Source organism: Schaalia naturae (assembly GCF_042665795.1).
Classification (GTDB): domain Bacteria; phylum Actinomycetota; class Actinomycetes; order Actinomycetales; family Actinomycetaceae; genus Pauljensenia; species Pauljensenia naturae.
In genome coordinates this window covers 1003187-1017239 of record NZ_JBHTEF010000001.1, presented here as the reverse complement: position 1 = coordinate 1017239, position 14053 = coordinate 1003187, and the positions used below count along the sequence as shown (strand labels likewise).

The 14053-nt window shown below is 71.8% G+C and carries 12 protein-coding genes; 8 read left to right on the top strand and 4 right to left on the bottom strand.

Features of this window, described 5'->3' with window-relative positions; all coding sequences use genetic code 11:
* Positions 1-74: 74 nt before the first annotated feature.
* The 8 genes from uvrC (at position 75) to secG (ending at position 8671) form a co-directional block, all read left to right on the top strand.
* Complete coding sequence (gene uvrC, locus ACFQWG_RS04465) at positions 75-2084, top strand: excinuclease ABC subunit UvrC (RefSeq protein WP_380972508.1); 2010 nt, start codon at positions 75-77, stop codon at positions 2082-2084.
* 28 nt (positions 2085-2112) lie between these two features.
* Positions 2113-3051 (top strand): RNase adapter RapZ, encoded by a 939-nt coding sequence (gene rapZ / locus ACFQWG_RS04460; RefSeq protein ID WP_380972506.1) that lies wholly within the window; start codon positions 2113-2115, stop codon positions 3049-3051.
* On the top strand, positions 3051-4055 hold the full coding sequence (locus tag ACFQWG_RS04455; protein ID WP_380976222.1) for a gluconeogenesis factor YvcK family protein: 1005 nt from the start codon (positions 3051-3053) through the stop codon (positions 4053-4055). Before rapZ ends, ACFQWG_RS04455 begins: the two co-directional genes overlap by 1 nt.
* Positions 4056-4081: 26 nt before the next feature.
* On the top strand, positions 4082-5065 hold the full coding sequence (gene whiA / locus ACFQWG_RS04450) for a DNA-binding protein WhiA (protein WP_380972504.1): 984 nt from the start codon (positions 4082-4084) through the stop codon (positions 5063-5065).
* A gap of 146 nt (positions 5066-5211) precedes the next feature.
* Positions 5212-6219, top strand: coding sequence for a type I glyceraldehyde-3-phosphate dehydrogenase (gap, locus tag ACFQWG_RS04445; RefSeq protein WP_380972501.1), 1008 nt, complete (start codon positions 5212-5214; stop codon positions 6217-6219).
* Positions 6220-6319: 100 nt separating this feature from the next.
* Positions 6320-7510: a phosphoglycerate kinase gene (locus ACFQWG_RS04440; protein WP_380972499.1), complete on the top strand. Its 1191-nt coding sequence runs from the start codon at positions 6320-6322 to the stop codon at positions 7508-7510.
* A 4-nt stretch (positions 7511-7514) separates the two neighbouring features.
* Positions 7515-8294, top strand: coding sequence for a triose-phosphate isomerase (gene tpiA, locus ACFQWG_RS04435; RefSeq protein ID WP_380972496.1), 780 nt, complete (start codon positions 7515-7517; stop codon positions 8292-8294).
* A gap of 128 nt (positions 8295-8422) precedes the next feature.
* Positions 8423-8671: a preprotein translocase subunit SecG gene (gene secG, locus ACFQWG_RS04430; RefSeq protein ID WP_291498430.1), complete on the top strand. Its 249-nt coding sequence runs from the start codon at positions 8423-8425 to the stop codon at positions 8669-8671.
* On the opposite strand, the gene pgl is transcribed toward secG, so the two are convergent.
* From pgl to tkt, 4 genes are read right to left on the bottom strand one after another with little or no spacing between them, the layout of a single operon-like run.
* Positions 8649-9410, bottom strand: coding sequence for a 6-phosphogluconolactonase (pgl, locus tag ACFQWG_RS04425; protein ID WP_380972492.1), 762 nt, complete (start codon positions 9408-9410; stop codon positions 8649-8651). The two genes, secG and pgl, sit on opposite strands and share 23 nt — an antisense overlap.
* On the bottom strand, positions 9407-10405 hold the full coding sequence (locus ACFQWG_RS04420; RefSeq protein ID WP_380972490.1) for a glucose-6-phosphate dehydrogenase assembly protein OpcA: 999 nt from the start codon (positions 10403-10405) through the stop codon (positions 9407-9409). Before ACFQWG_RS04420 ends, pgl begins: the two co-directional genes overlap by 4 nt.
* Positions 10402-11982: a glucose-6-phosphate dehydrogenase gene (gene zwf, locus ACFQWG_RS04415; RefSeq protein ID WP_380972486.1), complete on the bottom strand. Its 1581-nt coding sequence runs from the start codon at positions 11980-11982 to the stop codon at positions 10402-10404. The genes ACFQWG_RS04420 and zwf overlap by 4 nt, the downstream gene beginning before the upstream one ends.
* Positions 11936-14038, bottom strand: a complete 2103-nt coding sequence (gene tkt / locus ACFQWG_RS04410; RefSeq protein ID WP_380972484.1) for a transketolase — start codon at positions 14036-14038, stop codon at positions 11936-11938. Before tkt ends, zwf begins: the two co-directional genes overlap by 47 nt.
* Positions 14039-14053: the final 15 nt, after the last annotated feature.

Genomic DNA, 14053 nt, shown 5'->3' with positions numbered 1-14053 from the left:
GCTCCTTCATCGGGGGCGGATCGCGCGGTCACGGTATCAGCGGAGGCGCGCCGTGCGCGGCTACTCTGTCCTGCGTGGCAGACCCCAGCACCTACCGGCCCCGGACGGGCGACATCCCGACAGATCCGGGCGTGTACCGCTTCCGCGACGCGGAGGGGCGGGTCATCTACGTCGGCAAGGCGAAGAACCTGCGCAACCGCCTGACCAACTACTTCCAGGATCCCGCGAACCTCCATCCGCGCACCCAGCAGATGGTCTTCACGGCGGCGAGCGTCCAGTGGACCGTCGTGGCGACGGAGGTCGAGGCCCTGACCCTCGAGTTCACGTGGATCAAGGAGTTCGACCCGCGCTTCAACGTCATGTACCGCGACGACAAGTCGTACCCGTACCTGGCAGTGACGATGGGGGAGCAGCACCCCCGGGTCCACATCACCCGGGAGGCCCGCCGCAAGGACAGTCGATACTTCGGGCCCTACACGCAGGTGTGGGCCATCCGCGAGACCATCGACCTGCTTCTGCGCGTCTTCCCCGTGCGCACCTGCTCGGCGGGCGTCTTCCGCCGGGCGGAGGCACAGGGCCGGCCCTGCCTCCTCGGCTACATCGACAAGTGCTCGGCCCCGTGCGTGGGCCGGATCTCCGAGGCCGACCACCGGAGCCTGGCCGAGGACCTCTGCGAGTTCATGGAGGGACGCACCCGGCCCGTCATGCGCCGGCTCGAGGAGGAGATGAGAGAGGCGTCGGCGGCGCTGGACTTCGAACGGGCGGCGCGCCGCAGGGACGACCTCGCGGCCCTGGAGAAGGTCCTCCAACGTAATGCGATGGTGCTGGACGACGGGACGGACGCCGACGTCTTCGCCCTGGTCACCGACGAGCTGGATGCCGCCGTCCACGTCTTCCACGTGCGTGGGGGGCGCATCCGGGGCACACGCGGATGGGTGGTGGACCGCGCCGACGACACGCCGCCCGACGCTCTGATGGCACGGCTGCTCCAGCAGGTCTACGGAGACATGCCGAAGGCGCCGCGTCCGCTGCGCGGCCGGCCGACCGGCCAGGCGGACGCGACCTCGGTCGACGACGTGGCCCATACGCCGACCCAGGCGATCCCCCGGGACGTCCTCGTCTCCGTCATGCCGGAGGACGGCCCGGTCATCGAGGAATGGCTCTCCGGCCTGCGCGGCGCCCGCGTCCGCCTGCGCGTCCCGCGCCGCGGGCCCAAGGCGCAGCTCATGGGCACGGTGCGCGAGAACGCGGCCCAGGCGCTCCAGCTCCACCGCACGAGGAGGGCGGGCGACCTCACGCAGCGCTCCCGCGCGCTGGAGGAGCTCGCGGAGGACCTCGACCTGCCCGCCGCCCCCCTGCGCATCGAGTGCTACGACATCTCCCACACCCAGGGGCAGGACCAGGTCGGCTCCATGGTGGTCTTCGAGGACGGAGTCCCCCGCAAGGACGCCTACCGCACCTTCAATCTGCGCGGTCCGGACGGGAACGGCGTCCCCGACGACACGGCGGCGATGGACGAGGTCCTCCACCGCCGCTTCGCGCGTCTGCTCGCCGAGGAGTCGGGCCTCGAGGGTGAGGACGAGGACGGCGTGGCTTTCCAGTCGGGCCCGGTCGACGCCGGGACGGGACGGCCCCGACGGTTCTCCTACCGCCCCGACCTCGTGGTCGTCGACGGCGGCCTGCCGCAGGTCAACGCCGCGCGCGCGACTCTGGACGGGATGGGGGTGGACATCGCGGTCATCGGTCTGGCGAAGCGCCTGGAGGAGGTGTGGGTGCCCGGCGACGAGTTCCCACTCATCCTCCCGAGGTCCTCGGCAGCCCTGTACCTCCTGCAGCATCTGCGTGACGAGTCGCACCGATTCGCGATCACGAAGCACCGCAGGCGCCGGGGCGCCCGGCAGACGCGGTCCGTGCTCGACGACATCCCCGGGCTCGGCCCCGCGCGACAGAAGGCGCTGCTGCGCCATTTCGGCTCCGTCAAGCGGGTGCGGGCGGCGACGGAGGAGCAGATCGCCGAGGTGCCCGGGATCGGGCCGCAGCTGGCGGCCTTGATCCGGGCGCGGCTGGGGGACGCCCGCACGTGACGGGCCGATCAATGGCATCCTTGGGGGCATGACGAACGAGGACCCGCAGACCGTGCCGAACGGGATCCCGCTGCTGGACTCACTGCCCGGGGCGGCCACGTCGCCGACGAATGAGGTGCTCATCATCACCGGCCGATCGGGGGCCGGGCGGTCCCAGGCCGCGCGGGCGCTGGAGGACCTCGACTGGTACGTCGTCGACAACCTGCCCCCCTCGATGCTGCCGGCGCTGGTGGGGATGATGTCCCCCGGCGGGGAGGCGGGCGTCCACCGGCTGGCGGTGGTCGTCGACGTGCGCTCCCGCGCCTTCTTCATGGACCTCTCGGCCACGCTGGACGCGCTCCGGGCCCAGGGGGTCCTCTATCGGATCATCTACCTGGAGGCCGACGAGGCGACGCTGGTGCGCCGGTACGAGTCGAACCGGCGCCCCCATCCTCTCCAGGGCGACGGCACGGTCCTGGACGGCATCCACGCCGAGGACGTCCTGCTGGCGCCCCTCCGCCGCCGCGCCGACGAGGTCATCGACACGACGCGGATGTCGGTCCACGACCTGTCCCGCCACATCCGCGACGTCATCGCGGGAGAGGGGGAGCGCCCCCTCCAGCTCACCGTCGAGTCCTTCGGCTTCAAATACGGCCTGCCGCTGGACGCCGACGACGTCCTCGATGTGCGTTTCCTCAAGAACCCCTACTGGATCGACGAGCTGCGACACCTCACCGGACGCGACAAGGCGGTCGCGGACTACGTGCTCGACCAGCCCGGGGCACGCGACTTCGCCTGCGGCTACGCGGACCTGCTGGCGCCCATGCTCGACGGCTACCTCACCGAGCTCAAGCCCTTCGTCACGATCGCGGTCGGCTGCACGGGCGGCAAGCACCGCTCGGTGGCGGTCGCGGAACTCATCGCCGAGCGGTTGCGCGAACGCGGGTTCCCTGTGAGGGTCCTCCATCGCGACCTGGGGAGGGAATGATGTCCTACCTGGACGCGGAGGGATGGGCTCAGCGCGGCGAGACGGGCCAGGAGGTCGTCGCCCTGGGAGGGGGGCACGGGCTCTCGGCGACCCTGCGGGCGCTGCGCCACATCACCCATGTCCTCACCGCCGTCGTCACGGTCGCGGATGACGGCGGGTCCTCCGGCCGCCTCCGTTCCGAGATGGACATCCTGCCCCCGGGTGACCTTCGGATGGCTCTGGCGAGCCTGTGTGAGGAGACCGAGTGGGGGTTGACCTGGCGGGACGTCCTCCAGACTCGCCTGCGCACCTCGGGCGCGCTGGACGGCCACGCCCTGGGGAACCTGCTCATCGCCGGCCTATGGCAGCTGCTCGGCGATCCCGTCGAAGGGCTGGACTGGGTGGCGAGGCTGCTGCGCGCCCAGGGCCGGGTCCTCCCCATGGCCTCCGTGCCGTTGGACATCGAGGCGGAGCTGGAGGACGAGGGGCGCGTCTACACGGTTCGCGGACAGGCCGAGGTGGCGGTCGCCCGCGGGACGGTGCGCCACGTGCGGCTCATCCCCGAGAACCCGCCCGTGCCTGCGGCCGTGCTGGAGGCGATCGGGCGGGCCGACTGGGTGGTGCTCGGGCCGGGCTCCTGGTACACGTCGGTCATCCCCCACCTGCTGGTCGCCGATCTGCACCGCGCGCTGGTCACCACGGACGCCCACCGCGCGCTGGTGCTCAACCTCGCCCGGCAGCGCGGGGAGACGGACGCCATGACGACGGCGGACCACGTCCGCGTCCTGCGCGAGCACGCCCCCGACCTCAAACTCGATGTCGTCGTGGCGGATCCCACGGCCACCGACGACATCGACGACCTCATCGACGCCGCCCAGCAGGTGGGCGCGCGCGTGCTCCTGCGGCAGGTCCGGACGGGGGACGGCCAGCCTCACCACGATCCCCTGCGCCTGGCGGCCGCCCTGCGCGACGCCTTCGACGGGTTCCTCGGCGAGGTCGGCCGTCCCGAGCCCTGGCTGGCCTGACCCGTGCGAGGTGGGAGGATGACGCCATGTCCCTGACGACCGACATGAAGGACGAACTGGCGCGGCAGCGCGCGGGCTCCGCGGGCGTGGTGGCCTCCGAGGTCGCGGCGATGCTGCGGTTCGCGGGCGGGCTCCACCTGGTGTCCGGGCGCGTGATCGTCGAGGCGGAGCTGGACTCCGCGGTCACGGCCGCCCGCCTGCGCGCCTTCATCGCCCACCTGTACGGGGCGGAGTCCTCCGTGGTGGTCGTCACCGGGGGCGCGCTGCGCCGGGGCGACCGCTACGTCGTGCGCGTGGTCAGGGACGCGGACAACCTGGCGCGGATGACCGGTCTCATCGACCAGCTGGGGCGGCCCGTGCGGGGACTGCCCGCGCAGATCGTCGCGTCGGGCCCCGGCGAGGCCGCCGCCGCGTGGCGGGGCGCCTTCCTGGCGCGCGGATCGCTGATGGAGCCGGGGCGGTCGTCCTCCCTGGAGATCACCTGCCCCGGCCCCGAGGCGGCGCTGGCCCTGGTGGGATGCGCCCGGCGCCTCGGCGCGGCGGCGCGGTCCAAGGAGGTCCGCGGCGCGGACCGGGTGACGGTGCGGGACTCCGAGGCCATCGGGGTGCTCATCGCCTCGATGGGGGCCGCGCGCACCCACGAGGTGTGGCAGTCCCGGCGCGAGCGCCGGGAGGCGCGGGGGAGTGCGAACCGCCTGGCGAACTTCGATGACGCGAACCTCAGGCGCTCCGCCCGGGCGGCCGTGGCGGCCGGGGCGCGGGTCGAACGTGCCTTCGAGATCCTCGGCGAGGACATCCCGGCGCATCTGCGCGAGGCGGGCGACCTGCGCCTTCAGTTCCGCCAGGCGTCCCTGGAGGAGCTCGGCAAGCGCACGGACCCGCCCCTGACGAAGGACGCCGTGGCCGGGCGCATCCGGCGGCTGCTGGCGATGGCCGACAAGGCTGCCCACGAGCGCGGCATCCCGGACACGGAGGCCGTGCTCACACTGGACATGCTCGAGGACGACTGAGCCCTTGGGCCCTGCCCGAGGGCGTCCCAGGGTGTAGATTTGAGAAGCTGGAACCGCAGGAACCTGCGGGCCGGGACCGTAATCCTTCGGACCCGGTTGCACTGATGAACGTGCCCCCTGCACGGGGCACAAGCAGGAGGACAATAGTGACCACCCGCGTTGGCATCAACGGCTTCGGCCGCATCGGCCGCAACTTCTACCGCGCCGCCCTCGCCCAGGGCGCCGACCTGGAGATCATCGCCGTCAATGACCTGACCGACACCAAGACCCTCGCCCACCTCCTCAAGTTCGACTCCATCACGGGGCGTCTGAACGCCGAGGTGACCTACGACGACGAGTCCATCACCGTGGACGGCCACCGCATCGCCGTCCTGGCCCAGCGCGATCCGGCCAACCTGCCGTGGGGCAAGCTCGGGGTGGACGTCGTGGTCGAGTCCACCGGCTTCTTCACCGATGGCACCAAGGCGAAGGCCCACATCGACGCCGGCGCCAAGAAGGTCGTCATCTCCGCCCCCGGCAAGAACGTCGACGGCACGTACGTGATCGGCGTGAACGACGCGGAGTACAACCCCGAGACGGACAACATCATCTCGAACGCCTCGTGCACGACGAACTGCCTGGCCCCGCTGGCCAAGGTCCTCGACGAGGCCTTCGGCATCGAGAAGGGCCTCATGGTCACCGTGCACGCCTACACCGGCGACCAGCGCCTGCACGACGCGCCGCACAAGGACCTGCGTCGCGCGCGCGCCGCGGCCCTCAACATCGTCCCGACCTCCACCGGCGCGGCGAAGGCGGTCGCCCTGGTGCTGCCCCAGCTCAAGGGCAAGCTCGACGGTTACGCCATGCGCGTGCCGGTCCCGACGGGCTCCGTCGTCGACCTCACCTTCGAGCCCAAGAAGGCGGGCGTCACCGCCGAGGAGGTCAACGCCGCGTGCAAGGCGGCCTCGACCGGCGATTTCGCCCATGTCTTCAAGTACTCGGAGGACGACCTCGTCTCCACCGACATCGTCGGCGACTCCCACTCCTCGATCTTCGACTCCAAGCTGACGAAGGTCATTGAGAACCAGGTCAAGGTCGTCTCCTGGTACGACAACGAGTGGGGCTACTCGAACCGCCTCGTCGAGCTGACGGCCCTGGTCGGCTCCAAGCTCTGATCCACACGGTCTGGTGAGGATGGGCGCCCGCGCACGCGATCTGCGTGCGCGGGCGCTTCTCGTCCGCCCACCGTTCCACCCCTCGTCGAAGGAAGACTCAATGAGGACCATCGATACCCTGGGCGACCTGCGCGGCAAGCGCGTCCTGGTCCGCTCCGACTTCAACGTGCCGCTCAAGGACGGCGTCATCACCGATGACGGCCGGATCCGCGCGGCTCTGCCCACGCTGGCGAAGCTCGTCGACGCCGGCGCGAAGGTCGTCATCATGGCGCACCTGGGGCGCCCGAAGGGGGCCGCCGACCCGGCGTTCTCCCTGGCGCCCGTCGCCGCCCGGCTGGGCGAGCTGATCTCCGCCCCCGTCGCCCTGGCGGCGGACACCACGGGGCCCTCGGCCCGCGAGACCGTCCGGGGCCTGGAGGACGGCCAGATCGCGCTCCTGGAGAACGTCCGCTTCGATCCGCGGGAGACCTCGAAGGCCGACGCGGAGCGCGAGGCGCTGGCGCGCGAGTACGCGGAGCTGGGGGACGCGTTCGTCTCCGACGGCTTCGGCGTGGTCCACCGCAAGCAGGCCTCCGTCTACGACATCGCGAAGCTGCTGCCCTCGGCGGCCGGCCTGCTGGTGCTCAAGGAGATCGAGTCCCTGCGCCGGGCGACGGAGAACCCGGAGCGGCCCTACGCGGTCGTGCTGGGGGGCTCGAAGGTCTCCGACAAGCTCGGGGTGATCGCGAACCTCCTCGCCAAGGCCGACATCCTGCTGATCGGCGGCGGCATGGCGTTCACGTTCCTGGCCGCGAAGGGCTACGGCGTGGGCACGTCGCTGCTCGAGGAGGACCAGATCGACACCGTCAAGGGCTACATCTCGGAGGCCGCCCGCCGGGGCGTCGACCTGGTGCTGCCCGTGGACGTCGTGGTGGCTCCGGCCTTTGCGGCTGACGCCGCGCCGACGAACGTCGCCGCGGACCAGATCCCCTCCGACCAGATGGGGCTCGACATCGGCGCGGCCTCCCAGAAGCTCTTCGCGGAGAAGCTCTCGCGCGCGAAGACGGTCGCGTGGAACGGCCCGATGGGCGTCTTCGAGTTCCCGGCCTTCGCCGCCGGCACCCGGGCCGTCGCCGAGGCGCTGTCGGAGGGCTCGATGTTCTCCGTGATCGGAGGCGGCGACTCGGCCGCCGCCGTGCGCACCCTGGGCTTCGACGAGTCCACCTTCTCCCACATCTCCACCGGAGGCGGCGCCTCCCTCGAGCTCCTCGAGGGCAAGGAACTGCCCGGTATCGCAGTCTTGGAGGACTGATCACATGACACGCACTCCGCTCATGGCGGGCAACTGGAAGATGAACCTCGACCACCTCGAGGCGATCCACCTCGTGCAGGGACTCGCGATGGCCCTGGACGACGCCGGCTTCGACTACACGTCGGCCGACGTCGTCGTCATCCCGCCGTTCACGGACATCCGCTCCGTGCAGACCGTCGTCGAGGGCGACGCCCTGAAGATCGCCTACGGCGCCCAGGACGTCTCGACCCACGCGTCGGGCGCCTACACGGGCGAGGTCTCCGCCGCGATGCTGCAGAAGCTCGGCGTCTCCTACGTGGTCGTCGGGCACTCCGAGCGTCGCCAGTACCACGGCGAGTCCGACGCCCTGGTGGGGGAGAAGGCCCGGGTGACGCTCGAGGCGGGAATGACCCCGATCATCTGCTGCGGCGAGGGCCTCGACATCCGCAAGGCGGGCAAGCAGGTCAGCCACGTGCTCACGCAGATCGACGGCGCGCTGGAGGGCATGACCGCGGAGCAGGCCGCGAAGGTCGTCATCGCCTACGAGCCCATCTGGGCCATCGGCACCGGCGAGGTGGCCACCCCGGCGGACGCGCAGGAGGTCTGCGGGGCGATCCGCACGCGCCTGGGGGAGCTGTACTCCCCGGAGCTGGCCGGCGGCGTGCGGATCCTCTACGGCGGCTCCGTGAAGTCCTCGAACGTCAAGGACATCATGGCGCAGCCCGATGTCGACGGCGGACTGGTCGGCGGCGCCTCGCTCAAGGCCGAGGAGTTCGCGAAGATCGCGATGTTCCAGGCGCTGTGACACGGTGAGGGGCGGCGGCGGGGCCGGTGAGTTGGCTCCCGCCGCCGCCTCCCCGTTAGACTGGGCGGCATGACATCCCCGTCGGGCGGCGCGCCCGGCATCCCGACTACCCCGAACGGACTCCTCACGTGACCGTGCTCAAGATCGTGCTGTTGGTGCTCATCGTGGTGACGAGCCTCCTGCTCACCCTGACCATCCTCATGCACAAGGGACGCGGCGGCGGTCTGTCCGACATGTTCGGCGGCGGGATCTCCTCCTCGGTCGGGTCCTCGGGCGTGGCCGAACGCAATCTCAACCGCATCACGCTGGGCGTCATGCTGGTGTGGGTCGTGTGCGTGGTGGGCTACGGCCTCATCATGAAGTTCGCGATCGTCTGAGGCGTCGCGAGGCCTCGCGGTCCAGCCACCAGGTGGTGCGCGGTCCGCGCAGGGCCGCAGCCGGGACCTCATGGGGATCCGCCCCGCCGAGGGCGCGCTGGAGCGCCCCCGCCTTGGCGGCTCCTGCCGCGACGACCCAGATGCGCCGCGCCGAGACGAGGACGCCGCGCGACAGCGTGATCCGAAGCGGCGGCGGCTTCGGCGAGTCCTCCTCGGCGAGCACCTCGTCGACGGCGTCGAGCTGCCCATGGCCGGGGAATAGGCTGGCGAAATGGCCGTCGGGTCCCATGCCCAGGATCGCGAGATCCAGGTGGCGGCCCGTCATCTGGGCCCGCCACTGGCCCAGGTAGGCGGCGGCGGCCTCGTGGAGCGGCCGGTCGCCGTCCGAGGAGGGCATGCGGCGCAGGTCGACCCCGTCGGTCCGGGAGAACAGGCGCCGCCAGGCGTCGGCGTCGTTGCGGTCCGGATCGCCGGCCGGCACATAGCGCTCGTCAGCCCACCACACGCGGACGCGTCGCCAGTCGGGAGCGGCGTGCCCGTCCTCGGCGTCGACGAGGGCGAGGACGCCGGAGGACACGAATCCGCCGGCCACGGCGATGTCCACGGGCCCGCTGCCGTCCGGGCGGGCTCGCGTGAGACCGGCGAGCAGGTCGGTCAGCGCGGCGGCGGCCTCGCGGGAGAGCGCCTCCGCGTCCGGCAGGACGCGGATGTCGTCGGGCTGGCCGCAGCGGGCCGTCACGCGGCGCCGCCCTCGCCGGCGATCTGCACCCCGGGCACCTCGGGCTCTGACGGGCCGCAGAAACCGGACTGCCGGCCCAGGCGGGGGATGTCCTCCTGCAGCAGGCGCCCGTAGAACTCGTCGGGGTCGAGGCGGCGGAGCTCCTCCATCAGGCAGTCCTGGACGGAGCGGCGCGCCAGGTTGACCTCGGCGGGTTCCAGCCCGCTGCGCGTCACATGGGCCACAGAGGAGCCGGCGCGCCTGGAGAGGGCGACGTCGGTCCCGTCCTCGAAGGTGAAATGCACGCCCGTGATCGTGATGGCCTCGCGCTCGGTCTCCCGCCGGGTCGGGACGTGGAGGGCCCGCCCGAGCCAGGCCGCGACCAGGAAGGAGGAGGGGTGGGTCGCGTTCCCGGTGACGAGGACGCTTGCGGGGGCCTCGCGGAACTGCTCGATGATCGTGGACAGCACGGCGCGCCACTGAGTGACGGAGGCCCAGGCCAGATCCGTGTCCCCCGGCGCGTAGACGCGGGAGAGGTGGACGAGGGTGCGCACCGGGCAGTCGGTGTTCCGCGAGTCCGTGATGCGGCGCACCGCGATGCGGCCCAGCGGATGCTCGGATGGATTCTCGGGCGGCTGGTTGGGCCAGTAGGTGACGACCGGGGTGTCCGAGAGGAGCAACGGCATCACCAGGGTGTCGAGGTCCGTGCCGGCCTCCCCGCGGGGCTCGAGGATGATGACCTCGGAGGCCCCGGCATCCCCGCCCACGCGGATCTGGGCGTTGAGGCGGGCGGGCGCCGGCACCTGCCCGGACTCGACGACGGCGATGACGCGGCACGGGTGCTCGCGGGAGGCGGCGTCGGAGATCTCGATGGCGCGGTCCACGTCGATCATGTCGGAGACCACGACGATGAGGGTGAGCACGCGGCCGAGGGCCCCGGAGCCGCGCGACTCGCGCAGCTCGTTGAGGCGGGAGGCCACCTGCGAGGCCGTGGTGTCCTTGAGGGTGATGATCACGGGATCCTCCAACTGCGTCCGTCCAGGGCGAGCATCTCGTGGGCCGAGGCGGGGCCCCAGGACCCGGGCCGGTACTGCTCGGGGGCTCCGGAGGCGGCCCAGTGGGCGAGCACCGGATCCAGGATCCGCCAGGACAGCTCGACCTCGCGCTGGTGGGGGAACAGGGGAGCGGAGCCGACCAGGGCGTCGAGGATGAGGCGCTCGTACGCCTCCGGGGAGTCCTCGGTGAAGGCGTGGCCGTATCCGAAGTCCATCGTCACGTCGCGGACCTGCATCTCGGTGCCCGGAACCTTCGCGCCGAAGCGGATCGTCATCCCCTCGTCAGGCTGGACGCGGACGACCAGCACGTTCTGACCGGTCTCGCCCATCTCCGAGTTCTCGAAGGGCACGTGGGCGGCCCGCCTGAAGACGACGGCGATCTCGGTGACCCGCTTGCCCAGCCGCTTCCCGGTGCGCAGGTAGAAGGGGACGCCCGCCCACCTGCGGGTGTCGACGAAGAGCTTGAGGGCCGCGAAGGTCTCGGTGTGGGACTCGGCGGGGATGGAGTCCTCCTCGAGGAATCCCCGCACCTTCGCGCCCCCCTGCCATCCGGCGGCGTACTGGCCGCGCGCCGTGGAGGCGTCGAGGTCCCCGGGGAGGCGGACGGCGGAGAGCACCTTCTCCTTCTCCACGCGCAGAGCCTCCGGGGTGAACCGCACAGGCTCCTCCATGGCGGTGAGCGCGAGGAGCTGGAGCAGGTGGTTCTGGATGACGTCGCGGGCCGCGCCGATGCCGTCGTAGTAGCCGGCTCGGGTGCCGATGCCGATCTCCTCCGACATCGAGATCTGGACGTGGTCGACGTAGTTCGCGTTCCACAGGGGCTCGAACATCGTGTTCGCGAAGCGCATCGCGAGGATGTTCTGCACGGTCTCCTTGCCGAGGTAGTGGTCGATGCGGAACACGTCGCGCTCGTCGAAGACGCGGCTCACCGCCTCGGAGAGGTCTTGGGCGGAGGCCAGGTCGTGCCCGAAGGGCTTCTCGATGATGATCCGGCGCCACTCGTGGTCCGAGCGCACGGAGTTCAGCCCGGTGTCGGCGAGGTGCTGGCAGACGACGGGGAACCATGCGGGCGGGATCGAGAGGTAGAACGCGTGGTTGCCGCCGGTGCCGCGGGTGCGGTCCAGGTCGGCCACGGTCTCGGCGAGCTTGCGGTAGCCGTCCTGGTCGTCGAAGGAGCCGGGGACGAAGCGCAGGCCGTCGGCCAGCTGGCGCCACGTCCGCTCGTTGAAGCCCGTGCGGGCGTGGCGCTCGATGCTCGCCCGCACGAAGTCCTCGAAGTCGCCGCCGCTCCAGTCGCGCCGCGCGAAGCCGGTGAGGGCGAAGGCGGGGTTGAGCAGGCCGCGGTTGGCGAGATCGTAGATGGCCGGCAGCAGCTTGGTGCGCGCGAGGTCGCCGGTGATGCCGAAGATGACCAGTCCGCACGGCGGCGCGATGCGCGGGAGGCGGCGGTCGTCGGGATCGCGCAGGTCGAACAGCGGGGAATCCACGGGATCAGCCTTGCACGTCCCGAAGGGTCTCGCGCGCCGCGGCGACGACATGGGCCGTGTCGATGCCGTACTCGGTGAACAGGGCCGCTCCCGGTCCCGAGGCGCCGAAGCCCTCGATCGACACGGAGCGCCCGGCGTCACCGACCCATCCGCGCCACGGCATCGCGATCCCGGCCTCGACGGACACGCGGGCGCGGATCGCGCGGGGCAGGACGGACTCGCGGTATCCCGCGTCCTGGGCGTCGAACCACTCCATGCAGGGCACGGACACGACGCGGGCGCGGACGCCCTCGGCGGCCAGGGTCCCGCGGGCGTCGAGGGCGAGGGCGATCTCGGATCCGGAGGCCATGAGGATGACATCGGGAACGGCGGGGCGCCCGTCGACGTCGACGGCGTCGGCCAGGACATAGGCGCCGCGGGCGACGCCCCGGGCGGGGGCCAGGCCCGTGTCGCCGCCGCGGGCCGGGTTGGGCAGGCCCTGGCGCGAGAGGACGAGGGCCGCCGGGTGGCGCTGCTCGAGGATCGCGCGCCAGGCCTCAGCGGTCTCGGCGGCGTCGGCGGGGCGCACGACCGCGAGGTTCGGGATGGCGCGGCACGCGGCCAGATGCTCGACGGGCTGATGGGTGGGTCCGTCCTCGCCCACGCCGATCGAATCGTGGGTCCACACGTAGACGACGGGCAGGTCCATCAGCGCGGCGAGCCGGACCGCTCCGCGCATGAAGTCGGAGAAGACGAAGAAGGTCCCCCCGTAGACGCGGCTGAGCCCGTCCGCGGCGATGCCGTTCATGATCGCGCCCATGCCGAACTCGCGAACCCCGAAGTGGAGGTTGCGTCCGAAGGGGTCGCCGGGGAAAGCGGCGGAGGAGCGCTCCACGGGCAGGAACGACGGCCAGCCCTTCATGGCGGTGTTGTTCGACCCGGCGAGATCCGCGGAGCCGCCCCACAGCTCGGGGACGGTGGCGGCGATGGCGCCGAGGACCTGGCCGGAGGCGGCCCGGGTGGCGAGCGGCTTGCCCTCCTCGAAGGCCGGAAGGGACTCCTCCCACCCCTGCGGCATGCGGCCCGCCAGCACGCGGTCGAGCGTGGCGGCGCGGCTCGGGTGGGCGTCGCGCCAGGCCGCATAGCGCGCGTCCCAGTCGGCGTGCGCCTCGCGGGCGCGGTCGGCGGCGCCCGCGCGGGCGTGGTCGACGGCCTCCTGGTCGACGGCGAAGGAGGCGTCCGGATCGGCGCCGAGGGCCTCCTTGAGGCCGCGCAGGGCGTCGGAGCCGAGCTTCGACCCATGGATGCCGCCGGTGTTCTGCTTGCCGGGGGTCGGCCAGCCGATGATCGTGCGAAGCGCGATGATCGAGGGGCGCGCGGCCTCCCGCTCGGCGGCGCCGATCGCCTCGTCGAGGGCGGAGACGTCCTCGACGTAGGAACCGTCGTCGGCCAGCCAGTCCACCCGCTGGACGTGCCACCCGTAGGCCTCGTAGCGGGCCAGGACGTCCTCGGTGAAGGCGATGTTCGTGTCGTCCTCGATCGAGATGTGGTTGTCGTCGTAGAGGACCACGAGGTTGCCGAGCTGCTGGGTCCCGGCCAGCGACGCGGCCTCGGAGGCCACGCCTTCCTGCATGCAGCCGTCGCCCGCGATGACGTAGACGCGGTGGTCGAACACGGACTCGCCCAGCGGGGTCTCCGGGTCGAAGAGGCCGTGGCTGCGCCGGGCGGACATCGCGAAACCGACGGCCGCGGCGAGCCCGGTCCCCAGGGGGCCGGTGGTGAGCTCGATGCCCCTGGTGTGGCGGAACTCGGGGTGCCCCGGGGTGAGGGATCCCAGCGTGCGGAGCCGCTCGATGTCCCCGAGCTCCAGCCCGGCTCCCGCGAGGTAGAGCTGGATGTACTGCAGCAGGGAGGCATGCCCGGCCGACAGGACGAAACGGTCGCGCCCCAGCCAGCGGTCGTCGGAGGGGTCCATGCGCAGATGGCGCTGGTAGAGCAGATAGGCGGCGGGGGCCAGTGAGATCGGGGTGCCGGGATGCCCGTTGCCCGTCTTCTCCACGGCGTCGGCGGCGAGGATCTTCGCGGTGGTGACCGCCCGGTCGTCCAGCTCGTCCCACTTCAGTGTCACGTCGGCCTCCCACGG